General features: G+C 65.6%; 18 protein-coding genes. 7 read left to right on the top strand and 11 right to left on the bottom strand.

All coding sequences use genetic code 11. The features are described from left to right. Window positions 1–13: 13 nt before the first annotated feature. Window positions 14–643 carry a BA14K family protein gene (locus QX034_RS30530; RefSeq protein WP_315703705.1) on the bottom strand — a complete coding sequence of 210 codons (630 nt, stop codon included), beginning with the start codon at window positions 641–643 and terminating at the stop codon, window positions 14–16. 181 nt (window positions 644–824) lie between these two features. On the opposite strand from QX034_RS30530, the gene QX034_RS30525 reads away from it, so the two are divergent. Then, complete coding sequence (locus QX034_RS30525) at window positions 825–1,235, top strand: NADH:ubiquinone oxidoreductase subunit NDUFA12 (RefSeq protein ID WP_315703706.1); 411 nt, start codon at window positions 825–827, stop codon at window positions 1,233–1,235. Between the two features lie 379 nt (window positions 1,236–1,614). Here QX034_RS30525 and QX034_RS30520 read toward each other — a convergent pair whose 3' ends face one another. Next, window positions 1,615–2,316, bottom strand: coding sequence for a DJ-1/PfpI family protein (locus tag QX034_RS30520; RefSeq protein ID WP_315703707.1), 702 nt, complete (start codon window positions 2,314–2,316; stop codon window positions 1,615–1,617). 116 nt (window positions 2,317–2,432) lie between these two features. Here QX034_RS30520 and QX034_RS30515 point away from each other — a divergent pair, with 116 nt between their 5' ends. The 5 genes from QX034_RS30515 to QX034_RS30495 all read left to right on the top strand — a co-directional run bounded on the left by QX034_RS30515 (window position 2,433) and on the right by QX034_RS30495 (window position 6,636). Beyond that, window positions 2,433–3,371: a GlxA family transcriptional regulator gene (locus tag QX034_RS30515; protein ID WP_315703708.1), complete on the top strand. Its 939-nt coding sequence runs from the start codon at window positions 2,433–2,435 to the stop codon at window positions 3,369–3,371. A 39-nt stretch (window positions 3,372–3,410) separates the two neighbouring features. Continuing rightward, window positions 3,411–3,680: a hypothetical protein gene (locus tag QX034_RS30510; protein ID WP_315764898.1), complete on the top strand. Its 270-nt coding sequence runs from the start codon at window positions 3,411–3,413 to the stop codon at window positions 3,678–3,680. Window positions 3,681–3,892: 212 nt separating this feature from the next. Then, window positions 3,893–4,651 carry an SDR family NAD(P)-dependent oxidoreductase gene (locus QX034_RS30505; protein WP_315764895.1) on the top strand — a complete coding sequence of 253 codons (759 nt, stop codon included), beginning with the start codon at window positions 3,893–3,895 and terminating at the stop codon, window positions 4,649–4,651. A gap of 13 nt (window positions 4,652–4,664) precedes the next feature. Beyond that, the gene (locus QX034_RS30500; RefSeq protein WP_315764893.1) at window positions 4,665–5,921 is read left to right on the top strand and encodes an FAD-dependent oxidoreductase; all 1,257 of its coding nucleotides are present in this window, start codon (window positions 4,665–4,667) and stop codon (window positions 5,919–5,921) included. Between the two features lie 46 nt (window positions 5,922–5,967). After that, window positions 5,968–6,636, top strand: coding sequence for an amino acid ABC transporter permease (locus tag QX034_RS30495; protein ID WP_315764890.1), 669 nt, complete (start codon window positions 5,968–5,970; stop codon window positions 6,634–6,636). A gap of 219 nt (window positions 6,637–6,855) precedes the next feature. Here the strand turns inward: QX034_RS30495 and QX034_RS30490 are convergent, their stop codons facing one another. From QX034_RS30490 to QX034_RS30470, 5 genes are all read right to left on the bottom strand, one after another. Continuing rightward, window positions 6,856–7,734, bottom strand: a complete 879-nt coding sequence (locus QX034_RS30490) for a transporter substrate-binding domain-containing protein (RefSeq protein ID WP_315764888.1) — start codon at window positions 7,732–7,734, stop codon at window positions 6,856–6,858. A 142-nt stretch (window positions 7,735–7,876) separates the two neighbouring features. Next, window positions 7,877–8,896, bottom strand: a complete 1,020-nt coding sequence (locus QX034_RS30485) for a Na+-dependent transporter (RefSeq protein ID WP_315764886.1) — start codon at window positions 8,894–8,896, stop codon at window positions 7,877–7,879. Window positions 8,897–9,053: 157 nt separating this feature from the next. Beyond that, window positions 9,054–10,118: a hypothetical protein gene (locus tag QX034_RS30480; RefSeq protein WP_315703715.1), complete on the bottom strand. Its 1,065-nt coding sequence runs from the start codon at window positions 10,116–10,118 to the stop codon at window positions 9,054–9,056. 143 nt (window positions 10,119–10,261) lie between these two features. Then, window positions 10,262–11,239: an alpha/beta hydrolase gene (locus tag QX034_RS30475; protein ID WP_315764884.1), complete on the bottom strand. Its 978-nt coding sequence runs from the start codon at window positions 11,237–11,239 to the stop codon at window positions 10,262–10,264. Between the two features lie 29 nt (window positions 11,240–11,268). Beyond that, entirely contained in the window at window positions 11,269–12,042 is a 774-nt protein-coding gene (locus QX034_RS30470; RefSeq protein WP_315703717.1) for an SDR family oxidoreductase, read from the bottom strand. A gap of 237 nt (window positions 12,043–12,279) precedes the next feature. Between QX034_RS30470 and QX034_RS30465 the strand changes: the two genes are divergently transcribed. After that, the gene (locus tag QX034_RS30465) at window positions 12,280–13,329 is read left to right on the top strand and encodes a DUF2155 domain-containing protein (RefSeq protein WP_315764882.1); all 1,050 of its coding nucleotides are present in this window, start codon (window positions 12,280–12,282) and stop codon (window positions 13,327–13,329) included. 69 nt (window positions 13,330–13,398) lie between these two features. Here the strand turns inward: QX034_RS30465 and aat are convergent, their stop codons facing one another. The 4 genes from aat to QX034_RS30445 all read right to left on the bottom strand — a co-directional run bounded on the left by aat (window position 13,399) and on the right by QX034_RS30445 (window position 17,192). Further along, complete coding sequence (aat, locus tag QX034_RS30460; RefSeq protein ID WP_315703719.1) at window positions 13,399–14,079, bottom strand: leucyl/phenylalanyl-tRNA--protein transferase; 681 nt, start codon at window positions 14,077–14,079, stop codon at window positions 13,399–13,401. 70 nt (window positions 14,080–14,149) lie between these two features. Beyond that, window positions 14,150–15,241 carry a sensor histidine kinase gene (locus QX034_RS30455; RefSeq protein WP_315703720.1) on the bottom strand — a complete coding sequence of 364 codons (1,092 nt, stop codon included), beginning with the start codon at window positions 15,239–15,241 and terminating at the stop codon, window positions 14,150–14,152. Next, window positions 15,238–15,675 (bottom strand): response regulator, encoded by a 438-nt coding sequence (locus tag QX034_RS30450; protein ID WP_315703721.1) that lies wholly within the window; start codon window positions 15,673–15,675, stop codon window positions 15,238–15,240. The genes QX034_RS30455 and QX034_RS30450 overlap by 4 nt, the downstream gene beginning before the upstream one ends. Continuing rightward, complete coding sequence (locus tag QX034_RS30445) at window positions 15,672–17,192, bottom strand: sensor histidine kinase (protein ID WP_315703722.1); 1,521 nt, start codon at window positions 17,190–17,192, stop codon at window positions 15,672–15,674. The genes QX034_RS30450 and QX034_RS30445 overlap by 4 nt, the downstream gene beginning before the upstream one ends. Between the last annotated feature and the right edge of the window lie 100 nt (window positions 17,193–17,292).

Here is a 17,292-nt window from a genome sequence, read left to right as displayed (position 1 = left end):
ATTGCGTGCGTGGTTACGGGCAGGGATGCCGCAGACCGTCGTAGCCGAGATAGGTGCCTGAGGCCGGATCGTAGGAGCGATAGCGCCGCGCGCAGTAGCTCGCATCGCCGCCGACCACCGCAACCGGTGCACTGTCGTCATAGTAGGAGTAGTCGGTGTAATAGTCTGGACCGTAATCCCAGTAATAGTCCGGGCCGCCATAATAGGCATATGAGCCCAGCGCGGCGCCGACGGCGACGCCCGGCCAGAACCCGCCACCGCGGTGGTGCCATCGGCCGCCGTGCCAACCACCGCCGCCCCAGCCGCCACCGGCCCAGCTGCCGCGAGGTCCCACGGTCGGACCGGCCGCGATCCTGGCGCCGGGGCTTGCCACAACGCCCGGTCCCGGACCGCCCATTCCGCCGCGCGCGGCGAAGCCACCGCCGCCGATCGCAGCAGCATGGCCGCCCGCGAAGCCGCCACCACCAACACCCGGGCCGCCGCCGATTCCGCCGCCATGGCCTCCACCGCCACCGACTGCGCCACCACCCCCAACAGCGCCACCCCCAGGTGCGCCGCGCTGGGCGAAGCTCGCCGTGGACATCGCCAACGGCAGAATCAGCGCCACAGCCAATGTGGCGCTCATTTTCTTCAGACTGGTCATTGATGAGACTCCATCAGGGGAAAAGGACCTAACCGCAACCGGGGAGGGAGGTTCCCGATCGGGACCCACACCTTGACGTGCGTTGCGAGTGAACCGCCGTCGGCTCCCGAGCGGGGCAGTACTGGACAAGTCGGTGACGGGGTGGCATCAGGGCCCATCCGTCCCAACTCGGCTCCCGCGCATGAAACAGTTCCTGCTCAAGTTCTTCACCTGGTGGAACGGTCAGACCTTCGGCACGCAATTGTGGACCTGGCGGTTTGGCGAGCTGGTCGGGCAGGACGAGCAGGGCAACCGTTATTACCGCACCGCTGGTGGCAAGATCGATCCGGTGCTGCATTTCGAGCGTCGCTGGGTGATTTATAACGGACTGGCCGAAGCGAGCCGCATTCCGCCGTCCTGGCACGCCTGGATGCACCACACGGTCGACGTGCCGCCGACCCAGGACGGCTACCAGCCCCGCGAATGGGAGAAGCCGCATCAGCCGAATCTGACCGGGACGCCGTTGGCCTACCGGCCCTCCGGTTCGACGCTCGCCAGCGGCCGCCGGCCGAAAGCGACCGGCGATTATCAGGCCTGGACCCCCGGCAACTGATTCCTGTCCGATCCGGGGCACCTTGCGCCGGGGTGCTCTCTCCGTTTGCGCGGATGTTGTCCTGCCTGTGAATTGCGGGACTAACGGGGATGGTGTGTGCTCCGGGAGCCGGCGATCTCTTGATGACCACCTGAAGTTGTGGCCAAATGTTCCCGTCTTACGGAGGTGGATCATCCACTGCGTCGGTTCGGGCACAGAATCGCGACTGTCCCCGATATGCAGCGGCACCCGAGCCAGGACCTCGCGCCCCCCAGGAGATCAGCCCTCGGCGGCGCCTTCGTCCGGCAATCGCCCGCAAGATGTGGTGCCACCGTAAGAACAGGAAAGGCCGCCAGGATGCCTTCGGGTGATCCGGCGGCCTTTTTCGTTACGCGGCGAATCAGGCCGGCGAGGCCTGCTTCAGCCGTTCGGCTGCCCTTCTGGCCACCGCAACGCGGCGCTCTCGCGCCGGCGCGATTCGCTCCAGCATCGTCGCGAGCACGTCGGCCGGCGCCGTATCAGGCCCCCCTGCGTTGAACGGCGGGGCAGGGTTATATTCCAGCCGGAGCTGGATCAATTCGGCCATCCGGCGCTCGACCAGATGCGCGACCAGGGTCAGCGCGAAATCGATGCCTGCGGTTACGCCGCCGCCGGTGACGCGGTTGCGGTCGATGCAGACGCGCTCGGTGCTGGTGGTTGCGCCGAACAGGGGCAGGCACTCGCGCGCGCTCCAATGTGTCGCAGCACGATAGCCGTCCAGCAGACCGGCGGCACCGAGCGCCAGCGAGCCGGTGCAGACCGAGGTAATGTATTTGGCGCCGCCGGCCTGCCGGCGCAGGAAGCCGATCACCTCAGCGTCATCGAGGATCTCGTCCACGCCGAAGCCGCCGGGCACGCAGATGACGTCCGCCTGCGGGCATTCCGCGAACGTCGTGGTCGGCATCAATGTGAGAACGGAATCCGTTGGCACCGGCTCGATCCGCTTCCACGCCAGATGGATGCTTGCACCGGGAATGCTGGAAAACACCTGCAGGGGACCGGTGAGGTCGAGCTGGGTGACGCGCGGAAACAGCACGAACACGATCGAAAGCGACGCAGCCATGAGAGGCCTCCGGGACATTTGAGCGACGGGATGCTTGACCGCGCCAATTATGCGTGGTCCGCTCGATGTCCAAAATGTCTAAAATCCCTCGTTTTCCGACATAGGAGGAAGACCCGATGATCGGCGTCCTCATCTTTCCTGATTTCCAACTGCTGGACGCGGCTGGTCCGATCTCGGCCTTCGAGATCGCCGGACGCTATGCGCGCAAACGTGCATCGATCCGTGTGATCGCCGCCCAACCGGGGCCGGTGCGCTCCTCATCGAGTGTGGAGATGCTGGCGCGCAAGTTCGGATCTGCGGCCGCGCTCTCGACCTTGCTGATTGCGGGCGGCGATGGGGTTGATGCCGCCTGCCGCAATCCATGCGTGATCCGCTTTGTGCAGTCGGTCGCGAGGCGCGGCGTTCGCATCGCCAGCGTCTGTTCGGGGGCCTTCGTCCTCGCCGAAGCCGGTCTGCTGGAGGGCAAGCGCGCCACCACGCATTGGCAGCGCACCCGGCAATTCCTGGCCACTTACCCCAATGTGAAGCTCGAACCGGACAGCATCTATATCCGCGACGGCAACATCTGGACATCGGCCGGCATCACCGCGGGAATCGATCTCGCGCTCGCGATGGTCGAGGAGGATCATGGCGATGCCATCGCGCGGGATACGGCGCGGCAACTCGTGCTCTATCACCGCCGCAGCGGCGGGCAGTCGCAGTTCTCATCGCTGCTGGAGTTGAAGGCGCCGAACGGCCGCTTCGGTCAGTTGCTGACCTGGGCACGCGAGAACCTCGGCGCGCCGCTGACGGTCGACGATCTCGCCGAGCGCGCCGGGATGAGCGCGCGGCATTTCACGCGCGCCTTCATCGCGGAGACCGGCAGCACGCCGTCGAAGGCCGTGGAGCGGCTGCGCATCGAGGCGGCGCGACAGCGCGTGCAGGCCTCGCACGAGCCGATCGAGCGCGTGGCCGAATTGACCGGCTTCCGCGATCCGGAACGGATGCGCCGTGCCTTCATCCGCGCCTTCGGCCAGCCGCCGCAGGCGTTGCGCCGCGCCGCGCGGGCGGGATAGAGTCGCGGCCGATGCGCCAGGAGGTCGAGAAGATCGCACATGGCCACCTCCATGAGTTTCGGAGCTCTGTTTCCATCGCCCTATGTGGTCGAAGTCGCCAGGCTGCGGCAGCAACTGGACGAAGCGCATTTCGCCTGGGCGAAAGAATGGAAGCGGCAACAGCAGGCCTTCGTGATCGAGAACATCCGCTTCACGCATGATCCGCATTGGAACAAACGCTTCTTCAGCCTGCAGGCCGCGCATGATGGCGGGACCTGGTTCTGGCAGGCCGCGAGGATCGTCGTGACCTGCGGAGGATTGTCGGTCTAGTCCTGTCTGTCTGGCGCAGCGGATTGGGCGTTCGGATTCCTCCTTGCCGCGGGACCGCCACTCAAACTCAAGGCCGCACGTGCTTCGATGTGCTGTGCGGGCGCTCTTCGAACTTCCCGGGCGCGCATGGACCAATGCCGGCGCGATTGTTGGCATTCGCGGACGCGAGACCTATAGTCCGGCCAAGATAGATCGTTTGCGATTTGGGGGTCATGGGCATTTCCATCGTCACCGGCGGCGGTGCCGGCATCGGCGCGGCTGTGGCGCGCCGGCTGGCTGCGCCGGGCCAGCATCTCGTGCTGCACGGACAGGGAGCGGATGAAGCGAGCCTGGAGCGGCTTGCCGCCGTGGCCGACGAATGCCGACAGGCCGGTGCCGAGGTTGTCTGGCGCTGCGGGGATCTCGCCGTCGCGGGCACCGCGTCCGAACTGGTCGCCGCTACGCGCGAGAGGTTCGGCGCCGTCGACGCGCTCATCCATGCTGCGGGCTTCGCCGATCGCCGCAGTTTTCAAGATCTCACCCGCGAGAGACTCGATCACTCCTTTGCCGTGATGCCGGGCGCCTTTCATGAACTTGCGAGCGCCGCATTGCCCGATCTCACGCGCAGCGCGCAGGGACGCGTCGTCGCGATCTCGAGTTTCGGGGCGCATCGTTTCGTGCCCGGCGGCACTTTTCCGGCCTCCGCGGCAGCCAAGGCTGCGCTGGAAGCCCTGGTGAAGTGCCTCGCCATCGAGCTTGCACCGTCAGGCGCGACGGCCAATGTCGTCGTACCCGGCTATACGCGCAAGGATGCTGGACGACTCGGCTCGCTCGATCCGGCCGCCTGGGAGAGAGCGGCCAAGCTCAATCCGCTGCAGCACCTTGCTGAGCCCGTCGATATCGCTGCGACGGTGGCGTTCTTGGTGTCGCCGGAAGCCCGCCACATCACCGGTGCCGTGCTGCCGGTCGATGGCGGACTGACCTTGATGTAGGTATGCAGGACTGATGACGGGCGAAGCGAACGAGCAAGCGGCAGATGTCGTCGTATTGGGGGCGGGCATCGTCGGCACATCGACGGCCTATGCGATCCGCGAACGCGGCTTCTCCGTTGTTCTCGTCGATCGCAAGCCGCCGGGCGAGGAGACCTCTTACGGCAATGCCGGCATCCTCTCGAGCGCCTCGATCCTGCCGCTCAACAAGCCGTCGCTGTTCAAGGCGCTGCCGTCCTACCTCACCAACCAGAATGCGGCCCTGCGCTGGAATCCGGCCTGGACGCTGCGCAATCCCGATTGGGTGCTGCGCTTCCTCGCCAACGCGGCGCCGTCGCGGGTGAAGCCGCGGGCGACGGCGCTGCATGGCCTGATCGGCGCCTCGCTGAAACTGCACCGCGACTGGATCGTGAAAGCGGGGGAGCCGCAGCGCATCCGCGAGACCGGCTGGCTCAAGGTCTGGCGCAGCGATGCCATCGCGGCCGCCAAAGCCGAGCACGATTTTCTGGCGGAGTACGGCATCAAGAGCGAGCTGTTGGATCGCCAGGCGATCTCCGCGCTCGAGCCCCGCATCATCCCGGCCTACAAGGTCGGGCTGCTGCACAGCCAGACGGCTTCGGTCGATTCGCCGGGCAACGTCACCAAGGCCTATGCGCGGATGTTCGAGGGACGGGGCGGGATATTGCTGATGTCCGAGATCAAGTCGCTGCTGACGGATGCCGAGGGCTGGCGCGTGGTGCTCGCCGACCGCGCGATCCGGGCCCGCCACATAGTGGTCGCGCTCGGACCGTGGTCGCCGGATATCCTGAGGCCGCTGGGCTACAAGGTGCCGATGGCCTTCGAGCGCGGCTATCACCAGGAGTTCAAGCCAAACCCGGCACGCGGCCTGGGCCGTCCGATCCACGATGCCGAGGGCAGCTTCGTGATGACGCCGATGGAGAACGGCATCCGCGTCAGCAGCGGCGTCGAGCTGACGGACCGGGACGCGCCATCGAACCTTGCCCAGCTCGAAGAGGTGGTGCCGCTGGCGCGTAGCGTCGCGGAATTCGGCGAGGCGGTGGCCGTCCCATGGCGCGGCGCGCGACCGACCTTGCCGGACTCGCTGCCGATGATCGGCCCGGCACCGCGCCATGCCGGCCTGTGGTTTGCATTCGGCAACCAGCATATCGGCTTCACCACGGGGCCGGCGACGGGGGCTGCCATTGCCGCGATGATCGCAGGCGACACGCCAGCGATCGACGCCGCGGCGTTTTCCCCGAGCCGCTACCTGTGAGAGCCGAAACAGTATCGGCGCGCGATCGCGCCACCGCGGAGAGGGCATGAACTACGTCTGGGATTTCGCGATCCTCACCAAATATAGTCGGCTGTTCTGGATCGGAATCGGCTGGACCATGGCCTACACGGTCGGCACGATCTTTCTCGGCACGATGATCGGGCTGATCGTCGGCATGGTCAGGCTCCGGCGACTGCCGGTGATCGACTGGTTGCTGCTCGCCTATATCGAGCTGTTCCGCTGCACGCCGCTGCTCGTGCAGATCATCTGGTTCTACTATGCTTTCCCGGTGCTGATCGGCGTCAACATCCCCGCGCATGTCGCGGCGATCTCCGTGCTGTCGCTCTATGGCGGGGCCTTCTACGCCGAGATCATACGCGGCAGCATCGAGAGCGTGCCGCGCGGGCAGTGGGATGCGGCACGCGCCCTCGGCCTGAAATCATGGCGCATGATGCGGCTCGTGATCCTGCCGCAGGCGCTCAAGCCGATGCTCGCGCCTTACGTCAACCAGTCGGTCACCCAGCTCAAGAACACCTCGCTGGTGTCGGTGATCGCCGTACCGGATCTCGTCTACAACGCGACCCTGATCAATGCCGACACCTACCGGCCGCTCGAGGTCTACACGATCGTGGCCGTGATCTATTTCGCGATCCTGTTTCCCGCGACCTGGCTCGGCCGGCGGTTCGAGCGCGGCATGACGTACGATAAGGCGTGAGCCGCACTCCCGGATTTGTAGGGTGGGCAAAGGCGCGAATGCGCCGTGCCCACCGCGTTGAGCGGCGACGCATTGTCGGTGGGCACGCTTCGCTCTGCCCACGCTACATCACCTTTAGTCATGGCGTCATTGCGAGCGAAGCGAAGCAATCCAGGGTCGAGAATATAGTCTGGATTGCTTCGTTGCTCGCGCTCCTCGCAATGACGGTCGCGAGCGGGATCAGATGCTCAGCTCGACCGGGACGTCCTCGGGCTTTACGCCGGACAGTGACAGGCCTTTGACGAACCATTCGCGCATCTGGCCGATGCCGCGATTGTAGTCCACCCACACCGAGAGGAAGTCGCGCCAGCGCTTGTCGGGCTCGCGTCGCACCGCCATCGCGGAGGCGACCGCGACCGAGGGCGACTGCAGGATCTTGTAGGTGCCGAGATTCGGGTTCTTGGCGATCGCGGTGAGTCCCAGCACCAGCGCATTGACGACGCAGTCGACGCGGCCGGACGACATCTCCAGCATCACCTCGTCGCGCGACTTCAACGATTTGATGGTCGCGTTGGGCGCAAAGCGCCGGGCCACCGCCTCGTTAGCGGAGCCGACGTCGACGGCGATTTTCACCTCCGGCTTGTTGATGTCGGCCCAGGTTTTCGCCTCCATGCCCTTCTTCAGCATGGCGCCGAACGGATGCGGAAACACGGTGTTGGTGAAATCGACCACCAGCGCGCGCTGCGGGGTCGGATTGAGTGCGAAGCCGAGATCGATCTTGTTGGCCTGCAGGTCGAGCACCGAATTGCCATAGGTCGACTCGATGTATTCGAGCTTGACGTCGAGCAGCTTGGCGATGTCGTTGGCCATCTCGATCGAGAAGCCCGACCAGGTGCCGCTGGCGAGATCCTTGTTGAAGTAGGGCAGCTCGCCCGGCAGCACGGCGATCCGCAGCACCTTGCTGGCGCGGACGCGGTCGAGCGTGTTGTCGGCTGCGGCCTGCGCCGATGCGGGCGCGGTCATCGCGGACGCAAGCGCAGCACCGCTGCCGATCGCAAGCGCATAGCGCAAGGCCGCGCGGCGGTCTTCGGAAATCTTTTGTTCGTCGGATGTGGTCACTTAAATCCTCCTGCCCCGGCTGAGCGGAGCCTAGCGTCGGCCTCGCGCCTCAGCAACACGGATGTCAGCCGTTTCGGCAACGTCAGGAAGGCGGAGGCGATCGGTCACCACCTGCGAGCGTAACGCGTAGCGCGCCGATGCTTCATTCGGATGCAGGGCTGATCAAGCGATGATCGCTTTCGGCCTGCAGCTGCGCGCCGGCGCGCAGCCGATTGGCCAGCGGCTGCAACAGCTGTGGTGCCAGATAAATCGGAAACTGGCTCATCGCGAAATAGAGCCAGGTGGTGCCGGGCAGCGCGCCTTCGGTCGCGGCCAGCATGAGCCCCATGTTGCGCTGTGACACCATCAGCCCCAGCGCCATGGCGCGATCGTATCCTCGGGTGCGGAACAGCAGAATGGTGAGGCCAAGCAGCAGGAAGAACATCGCAAAGGCGAGCGCGGCGAGTGCCAGCATATGTAGGGGATCGGCCATGACGTCGGCGAGGACATGGCCCATCACCGCGGCCACGAAGACGTACAGGATCAGCACGTTCAGCCCGTCGATCGGGGCGCGATGGCGGCGGATCACCTCGATGCCGGCGACGAGGCGGATGATGACGGCGACGACAAGTGCGCCGGCGAGGATGCCTGCAAGCTTCAGCCCGAGCGCGAGCGGTGACAGGGTCAGGATCTGCCGGAGGAAGATGGAGGCGAACAGCGGAGCGGTGAGCGGCACCAGCGCTGTCGAGGTGACGAGCGTGATCAGCACCAGCGTCGCATCGAGCCCCATCAGCGCGGCGAGCGCGGGCGATGCCATCATCGGCGAGGCCATGGCCTGCAGCATCAGCGCCAGGAACAGATCAGGCGTGTGGGTATCGGCTGCGGCGAAATGCGCTGATAGGCCGACCAGCGCGGGGACGGCGATCGTCGTCCAGCCGGTCGCCATCAGCACCAGCGCTGGCCGCCGCAGATGCGCGCGCAGAGCCGAGATATCGACCCGCATGAAGGAGATGCAGAGCAGGAGGAAGATCGCCTCGGTGACGTAGGGCCGCAGCAGATCGCCAAGCGGCGGCAGCGCGATCCCGAACAGCACGAGGGCTGCGATCGCGCGGGTGCCCTGGTTGCCGAGCCAGGTCAGGGCCTGAAGAGGAAGGGCGAGGGCGCCGCGCAGCGGAGACAACATTCGAACGTCCGGAGCAACGAGATGAAGGAACGGCGCGACCATGCGTCAGCAGGGTTTCAGCGCAAAGTCACATCTCGTTACCGACGATGTCAGCGATCGTCCGCCTAGCCGGGCGCGCGAGGTCTCAGCGCGCGCCCGCACGTCGTCGTGGCCCGCGCTACTGGGCGCTGGAGCCGCCCACCACGATCTTCTCGTTCAGCTTCTGATCGACGATCTCGACCGTGCGGTCGATCTCGGCGCTGGGCATGCCGAGCTGATGCGAGATCAGCTTCACCAACAGGTCGACCCGCTCGATGAAGGGCGCGCCGCTGGCGACGGCGCGAGCCGCCGATGACGGCTTCAGCAGGCTTTCGGCCGCCTTCGCATATTTCTCGAACGGCACCTGATCCTTCGGGTCGGCGCCGAGACGGCGCGCGATCGCGTCGACATGGTCATAGATCGATTGCGAGAGCTTCAGGTCGCCATGCACGGCCTCGCGGATCGGCCGCGGCTCAGACGGCGTGATGCAGCGGTAATTGCCGGTGAGCAGCATCGACCATTTTGCCAATGGCACGAACAGCGAATCGAACACCTTGAGCTTGACCGGAACGTCCTTGCCCTCCAGCGTCACCGCATCGATGTCGGCCTCGAGCTCGCGCAGCAGTGCGTTGTGTTTCTCATCCGCGAATGTCGCGGCCTTGAAGTTCGTCGGCAGGCCGACATGCAGCACGTTTGGACCCTCTTCCGGCGGCCGGAAGGCCTGAGGATCGGGCGAGCAGAGCGTCACCAGGCCCGGGGTGAAGCGTTCCCACACCTGGGCATTGGTGTAGGCTTCCTCCAAATCCATGTTCGCCAGCGCGGGGATGCGCTTGAGGTAGGGCAGCGGCGGCATGTTCATGATCGACAGGCAAGGCAGCTTCGCCTCGGCGATCTTGACCATCAGTACCCGGATCGTGTGGTTGGTATATTGCGGCTCCTGCATCGCAAGCGCGACCAGATCGTAGCGGGAGAGCTCGACCTCGTTCGGCGCCTTCGCATCCAAGGTCCCCGGCAGGTCGCGGGAAAAGATCGAGCGGTGGGCCGGCTCGTCGCGCAGCTTGATGCGGACCTCGGTGCCGTCGCGATTGATGAGATCCGCGGTCTTCTTCCGGCACACCAGGGTGACGTTGTGGCCGGCCATCAGGAGCTTGGTCGCCAGCAATGAGCCGTATGAGGCTCCCAGGATCAGAATGTTGCGCGCCATACCTTGGTCTTCCCCAGACTATTTGTTCGAATTTTCAGTCACGCCGCGACGGGGATCGGCCCGAAGTCTTCGGTCAGACGCCCCGAAAGGACGGCGCAAAGATCGTCGTTGCGCCTCTGGCATGATGCATACCAGGGCGTACATCACACGGAACGGCCTGTCTGGCAAGACGCATCCCGCTCGTTCAACGCTCTCAGCCACGCCCCGATCTCGACGGCTGCGACATTCGCCTGATCCAGCAATTTGCCCATGGTGAAGAAGCCGTGGAACTGGCCCGGGAAATGCCGGTACGTGACTGCCACGCCGGCCTCTCGCAAACGCAACGCATAATCGTTGCCTTCGTCCCGCAAGGGATCGGCGCCTGCCGTCAGTACATACGCGGGCGGCAGGCCGACCAGCGTCTCCGCCCGCGCCGGGGATGCGCGCCAATCATGCACGTCGGCGGCGCTGCCGAGATAATGGTCGCGAAACCAGCGGATCACCGAATGCGTCAGCAGCACGCTGGTCTCGGGCTCGCTGTGCGAGGGATGGCTCATCGTGAAGTCGGTGGCGGGATAGATCAGCACCTGGCCCGCAATCTTAGGTCCTTTGCCGTCGCGTGCGGCGAGCGCGACCACGGCGGCGAGATTGCCGCCGGCCGAATCGCCACCGACGCTGAGCCGCCTCGCGTCGATGCCGATTGCAGCTGCGTTGTCGGCGATCCACTGCGCGGCTCCCACCGCATCGTCGACCGCCGCCGGGAATTTGTGCTCGGGCGCGAGGCGATAATCGACCGAGATCACGATCAGTTCGCCTTCATGCGCGAGCTTGCGGCAGACGATGTCGTGGGTGTCGAGATTGCCGATTACCCAGCCGCCGCCGTGGAAGAACTCCAAGACTGGCGCGGGCCCGTCCGGCAGCCGCATCGGCCGATACAGCCGTGCCGGGATCGCGCCGTGGGGAGCAGGGATGGCAAACTCTTGCACCTCGGCGAGTTCGGGCGGTTCCGGATTGGTGACAACGCGCGCGGCGAAGTAATAGGCGCGCGCTTCGTCCGGCGTGAGCGTTTCATATGCGGGCCGGCCAGCCTCCTGGAAGGCCTTGTAGACGGCGGCGGCATCGGCATCGAGCGTAACGGGCATTGGCTAGTGACCTCTTGAATGAGCTGCTGTCACGCGGCGGTGCGTCCGCCATCGACAGTGTAGGCGGAGCCGTTGACGTAACTCGCCTCGTCGGAGGCCAGGAAGGCGATGATGGAGGCGACCTCCGAAGCTTGTCCGAGCCGGCGGGCTGGAATTCGCTCGACGAGCTTGTCATGCGGCACCGATCCGCCACCGCGGCCTGCGACGATCGCGCTCAGCATGCGGCTGTCGATCAGGCCGGGACAGACACAGTTCACGCGGACATTGGTGCCGCTGCATTCGAAGGCCGCGCTCTTGGTCAGGCCGATCACGGCATGTTTGCTGGCGCTGTAGACTGCGATCTGCGGCGAGCCGATCAACCCCGCAATCGAGGCCGTGTTTATGATCGCGCCGCGGTTCTGCGCCAGCATCACCGGCAGCACGTGCTTCAAGCCGAGGAACACGCCGACCACGTTGACGTCGAGCACACGGCGGAAGGCGTCCAGCGGATAGTCGGTGATCGGCTTGATCTCGCCTTCGACGCCGGCATTGTTGTAGAAGACGTCGATCGTGCCGAAGCGGTCGCACGCGGCGCGGACATAAGCGGCTACATCCTCCTCGCGAGTCACGTCGGCGACGACCGCGAGAGCTTCGGCGCTCGCCGGCAGTTCGGCGATCGCGGCTTGCAGATCGGATTCGCGGCGGTCGACCGCGACGATGCGGGCGCCGCGCGCGGCCATCAGCCGCATCGTTGCGGCGCCGATCACGCCGGCAGCACCGGTGACGACGGCAACCTTGCCGTCAAGGCCAAGGGAAGCGGGCATTGTTTCCTCATTCTGCACCCGCTTGAGCCGGATGCTTCTTGTTGCCGCAGGTGGAACTTGCGGTTTGGCCGACTATCTCATCTGTGCAGGCGCCCGGCCAGCCCGCGGTACGCCGGGAAGTCGCCCTTTCGTCGCCTTATTCGGCATGTTAACGGGGTACCCGATCGAGAGCGGCGGATGGGACATGACGCCATTAGACTGTCCAAGACCCCGATTCGCCTGATAAAGCCGCGCGAGATGCATCGATTCATTACTGTCACCGGTCTCGCGGCCTTGCTGGCCGCCACCTCCCTCGCGCTGCCTCTGCCGGCGCGGGCGCAGATCGGCACGATCTTTTCTGACCCTGTTCCGCGTCCTCCAGGCAATATTCCGCGCCGTGGAGAACCGATGCCGCCTCCGGACGAGGAGGAAGAGGTGCCGGAACTGCCGCAAGGCCGGGTGCTGCCGGCGCCGACGCCCCGGCTGCCGCCAGGGCAGGGCGCCGCGCTGCCCGGTCCGGTGCAGTCGCAACCCTTGCCGCCGCCGCCTGGAAGCACCGTCGCGCCGCAGACCAACCCGCCCGTGGCGGCGGTGCCGCCGAACGGACAGCCGGGTGCAGCGCCGGCTCCGGGCGCCAATGCGAACCTGCCGGGTCTGCCACCCGGCCAGCGGCAGCCGAGGGGCAATCCGCCGGCCGGCGCGCCGCAGAACGCGGCCGTGCCGCCGAACGGCAACGTGCCTCAGACGCCGGCCACCCTGCAGCCGGGCGACGAGGTCGTGACCGAGCCGCCGGCACAGAAGATCGTGAACAAGAAGGCGACGTTCTCGGGGCTCGACAAGATCACCGGTCGGATCATCAATTTCGACGAGGATATCGGCGAGACCGTGCAGTTCGGTGCGCTGCGGGTGAAGACCGACGCCTGCTATACGCGGCCGGCGACGGAAGCCGCCAACACCGACGCCTTCGTCGAGGTCGACGAGATCACCCTGCAGGGCGAGGTGAAGCGGATCTTCTCCGGCTGGATGTTCGCGGCGAGCCCGGGCCTCCACGGCGTCGAGCACCCGATCTACGATATCTGGCTGACGGACTGCAAAGATCCGCAGACCACGGTGGTCAGCGCCGCGCCCGACCCGTCGAAGCCGGCCGCGACGCCCGCCTCGCAGCCGGCGCAGAGACGGCCGCAGCGACAGCCACAGCCGCGCGCGCAAGCACCGGTGCCTCCGCCGCCGCAATATCAGACCCAGCAGGCCGCGCCGCCTCCACCGCCTCCGCAGTCGGGCGGCGGCCCGTTCGGGATTTTCCGCTAGCTCTGTTCTCGGCCGTCGTTGCGGACGCAAGCGACCAGATGCGATTGCATCGCGGCGAATGGAAGCGCGCTATCCACGCTCGGCGATGATCGCGAGCGCCTCGGCGCCTGAAATGGGGCGGTCGACCGGCAACCTGGCGAAATTGGCCGCAGGTCCCGCCAGCGCCTTCTCGAGCAGCGCGGTGTAGCGGCGGCGCGGGATCTCGACCGCGCCAAAGGTCTTCAGGTGCTCGGTGACATATTGGGTGTCGAGCAATTCGAAGCCGCCGGCGATCAGCCGGGCCACCAGGTGCACCAGCGCCACTTTGGACGCGTCGCGCGCGCGGTGAAACATGCTCTCGCCGAAAAACGCCCGGCCCAAGCTGACGCCATAGAGGCCGCCAACCAATTCGTCATTTTGCCAGCACTCGACGCTGTGGCAGTGCCCGATCGCGTAGAGGCCGGTATAGAGCTCGCGGATGCGCTTGTTGATCCAGGTGTCCTCGCGGCCCACCTGCGGCTCGGCGCAGCCGTCCATTACCGCCTTGAACGCCTTGTTGACGGTGACGGTGAAGACGTCCGAGCGCACCGTGCGCGCCAGCCGCGAGGCGACGCGGAAACCGTGGAGCGGGATGATGCCGCGCAGCTCGGGCTCGACCCAGAACAGGCTCGGATCGTCGGCGCTCTCGGCCATCGGAAAGATGCCGCAGGCATAGGCGCGCAGCAGAACTTCGGGCGTGATTTCGGACGCAGCAGACTCGCGCGAATTCATGGTTGAAGCATAGCAGGCGGCGGCCGCGTAGGCGACCGGCCATCACCGCATCTTGTGCGCCGGCCGCTTCTCAGCCCACTGCGGCGGCGGCCGGCCGCGGTGTCTGCTTGGTGCGGCTGAATCGCACGACGATCTTGGTGCCTTGATGGCTTGGATCGGGCTGTACGGTCGCGTCGAGCTTGGTCGCCATCGCGTTGACGATGCGCTGGCCCATGCCGGTCGAGCGTGGATCGCTGCCGGCGCCGTTCAAGCCCACGCCGTTATCGGCAATCGACAAGACGATGTCGTCGCCTTCGAGGCCCAGCTCCACATGGATGGGGCCCGGGCAATCCGGATAGGCGTATTTGACCGCGTTCATCACCAACTCGTTGACAATGATTCCGATCGCGACCGCGCGATCGGGATCGATCTCGATCGGCTCCGCCTTCAAGGTCAGCCGCGACATCCGGTTGCCTTCCGCGGAGCGGCGGAGGTCTTCGAGCAACGCCTCGAGATATTGATTGAGTAGCACGCTCTTCAGGTCGTGCGACGTGTAGAGACGGCGATGCACCTGTGCCACGGCCGCGACGCGTCCCATCGCATTGGTGAGCGCTGCCTTGACGTCTTCCTGGGCGCTGCTGTTGGCCTGCAGATGCAAAAGCGAGGCGATGATCTGCAGCGAGTTTCCGACGCGGTGATTGACCTCGCGGAGCAGCACCTCGCGCTCGGCAGCGAGCGCGGCATAGCGGTCACGGGAGGCCCGCACCTCGGCCTCGGCTTCGTCGCGAGCCTTCTGCAGGCGCGCTTGGCGCAGCGCGCCTTCGGCAGCCACCTGCAGGAGCGGAACGAACTCGCCCTGAACGTCCTTGACGAGATAATCGGCGGCGCCGGCCTTCAGCGCCGTCACCGCGATCTTGGAGTCTTGCGAGGCGGTGACGAACACGACCGGGGGTGGATCGGGCAGCGCCAAAATGCGCTCCAGCGTCTCCAAACCGTCGAACCCTGGCATGTACTGGTCCAGCGCCACCACGTCGATGCCGCCCTGTTCGAGGCGCGCCAATCCTTCAGCGCCGCCGGGCGCGTGTTCCACCTTGAAGCCCGAGCGCGTGAGGCCGCGTTCGACCAGCCGCGCCAGCGCCGCGTCGTCATCGATGTAGAGCAGGGTGGGAGAGGGTGACGTCATGCCGTGGGTGGAACCTGGATGACCGAGAAGAACAGGCCGAGCTGGCGAATGGCGTTGGCGAAACTCTCGTAGTTCACTGGCTTGGTGATGTAGACGTTGCAACCGAGTTCGTAGCATCGCTTGATCTCCTGCGAGTCATCGGTCGTGGTCAGGATCACGACCGGCGCGCTCTTCAGGAACTTGTTTTCCTTGACCGTCCGCAGGATCTCGATGCCGGTCATATCAGGCAGATTGAGATCGAGCAGGATCAGGAGCGCGCGCCCTTTGTGCGCAATACCGCTGCCGTCGTCCCCCAACAGATACTTCACGGCATCTGTACCGTTGCTGAACGGGATGATCTCATTGTTCACGCCGGAGCGGCGGATGTTCCGCTCGATCAGGCGGGCGTGTCCCTCGTCATCCTCGATCATGATGATCGTCACGGGCATGGTCATCGATCTAAGTTCCGGTTGCTGGCGTTCCAGTTGATCGGGAGCGTGATGGTGAACGTGCTGCCTTGCCCGAGGTCCGATGCGACCGACATGGTTCCGCCCAAGCGCCGAACCAATGCGCGCACATGTGCAAGTCCTATGCCCTGTCCAGGCCGGTCCTGGGCTCCCGCACGGCGGAACAGCTCAAAGATACGCTGATGATCCTTCGGATCAATCCCCCGGCCGTTATCGGTGATCTCCAAAATCGCAAAGCCGAGCTTGGTGCGCGCCCGGATCGCGATGTCGCCGGGCATGTCTGGCTTTAGATATTTGATCGCATTGTCGATGAGGTTGGAGAAGATCTGCTCCAGCGCAAGGCGATCGCTGACGATGGTCGGCAGCGGCTCGACCCGGATCGTCGCATTGGCCTCGGCCGCCTGATGGGCGAGCGTCGTCACGATCGTCTCTATCAGCTCGCGTAGATCGATCCGGGTCGGCACGAATTCGCGGCGGCCTTCGCGGGTGAGGTTCAGGATCGCCGTGATCAGGCGATCCATCTTGGCGATCGACGATTTGATGAAGCCGAGCGCTTCGGAAAAATCCTCCGAGAGCTGCTTGTCGGTGTCCCCGAGCTCGGGCTCGGCTCCCTCCGGGGGCGGCGGGGAGGCTGAGGCTGCCCGCGCCAGCGTGGCGAGCCGCCGGAAGATGTCGTTGCGCAGTTCCTCCAGCTCGCTGGTGAAGCCCATGATGTTCACTAGCGGCGAGCGCAAATCGTGGCTGACGATATAGGCAAAGCGCTGGATTTCGTCGTTGGCCTCGCGCAAGTCCGCGGTGCGCTCGTCGACGGTGGCTTCAAGGTTGAGATTGTTCTCCCGCAGCCGCGCTTCGGCCTCGTCGCGGGCACGGGTGGAACGGCGGACCAGGAGAACCGAAATGCCGGCAAGCAGCACCACCAGGCCTGAGCCCGTGATGGTCACGAGCGTCGCGAGGCTCTGGCTGGAGTCGGCGCTGGCCGCCCGCAGTGCAAACAGCCGTTCCTCCTCGGTGCGCATCTGCCCAGCGGTGTCTTGGATATTCGTGTTGGTATTGCTCGATGCCGCGCTGCGGACCAACGCGGCGGCTCCTGCCGCATCACCTTGTGCAGCCAGCGCCTTCTCACGCTCGAATTGGCCGAGCCGGGTTTCGATCTCCCTCCGCAACCTAGCCAGATGCGTCACCTGCAGCTGATTGTCGGCCACCAAGCTCGCGAGCTTATCGAGGTCGGGGTGGATTGCAGCCACAGCGGCGTCGTGCGCCGCCAAGAACTCGTCACCGCGGGTCAAAAGGTAGCCGCGCGCATTGCTCTCGGCGCGGCGGACATCGAGCAGTAGCGTGTTCAGCTGGTTTTCGACCTCGATGGTGTGGACCACCCGGCCGCTGTCGTCGCGGGCCTTGTCCACCAGCAACACGGAGGCCGTGCTGATCACGACCAGCACCAAGAAGCCCGCCGACAGCAGCAGGATCTGACCCAGCGTACGCCTGTGTCTCACCTCAGGCGCCACGATCTACGCTCATCGTCCACGGAAAAATTGATGGCCCCCGCGGGGAACGTTCCCCGAGCCAAAACGCTGATGTGCTGATTTGGTTCCGTGGCGGCCTTTA

This window comes from Bradyrhizobium sp. SZCCHNR3119, assembly GCF_032487775.1.
Taxonomy (GTDB): Bacteria; Pseudomonadota; Alphaproteobacteria; order Rhizobiales; family Xanthobacteraceae; genus Bradyrhizobium.
Note: the sequence above shows the minus strand (reverse complement) of the source record. Positions and strands in the feature narration are given on the sequence as shown.

Coding starts and splice junctions, on each gene's coding strand:
- QX034_RS30530 (WP_315703705.1), bottom strand. CDS start 643: ATGACCAGTCTGAAGAAAATGAGCGCCACATTGGCTGTGGCGCTGATT.
- QX034_RS30525 (WP_315703706.1), top strand. CDS start 825: ATGAAACAGTTCCTGCTCAAGTTCTTCACCTGGTGGAACGGTCAGACC.
- QX034_RS30520 (WP_315703707.1), bottom strand. CDS start 2,316: ATGGCTGCGTCGCTTTCGATCGTGTTCGTGCTGTTTCCGCGCGTCACC.
- QX034_RS30515 (WP_315703708.1), top strand. CDS start 2,433: ATGATCGGCGTCCTCATCTTTCCTGATTTCCAACTGCTGGACGCGGCT.
- QX034_RS30510 (WP_315764898.1), top strand. CDS start 3,411: ATGGCCACCTCCATGAGTTTCGGAGCTCTGTTTCCATCGCCCTATGTG.
- QX034_RS30505 (WP_315764895.1), top strand. CDS start 3,893: ATGGGCATTTCCATCGTCACCGGCGGCGGTGCCGGCATCGGCGCGGCT.
- QX034_RS30500 (WP_315764893.1), top strand. CDS start 4,665: ATGACGGGCGAAGCGAACGAGCAAGCGGCAGATGTCGTCGTATTGGGG.
- QX034_RS30495 (WP_315764890.1), top strand. CDS start 5,968: ATGAACTACGTCTGGGATTTCGCGATCCTCACCAAATATAGTCGGCTG.
- QX034_RS30485 (WP_315764886.1), bottom strand. CDS start 8,896: ATGTTGTCTCCGCTGCGCGGCGCCCTCGCCCTTCCTCTTCAGGCCCTG.
- QX034_RS30480 (WP_315703715.1), bottom strand. CDS start 10,118: ATGGCGCGCAACATTCTGATCCTGGGAGCCTCATACGGCTCATTGCTG.
- QX034_RS30475 (WP_315764884.1), bottom strand. CDS start 11,239: ATGCCCGTTACGCTCGATGCCGATGCCGCCGCCGTCTACAAGGCCTTC.
- QX034_RS30470 (WP_315703717.1), bottom strand. CDS start 12,042: ATGCCCGCTTCCCTTGGCCTTGACGGCAAGGTTGCCGTCGTCACCGGT.
- QX034_RS30465 (WP_315764882.1), top strand. CDS start 12,280: ATGCATCGATTCATTACTGTCACCGGTCTCGCGGCCTTGCTGGCCGCC.
- aat (WP_315703719.1), bottom strand. CDS start 14,079: ATGAATTCGCGCGAGTCTGCTGCGTCCGAAATCACGCCCGAAGTTCTG.
- QX034_RS30455 (WP_315703720.1), bottom strand. CDS start 15,241: ATGACGTCACCCTCTCCCACCCTGCTCTACATCGATGACGACGCGGCG.
- QX034_RS30450 (WP_315703721.1), bottom strand. CDS start 15,675: ATGACCATGCCCGTGACGATCATCATGATCGAGGATGACGAGGGACAC.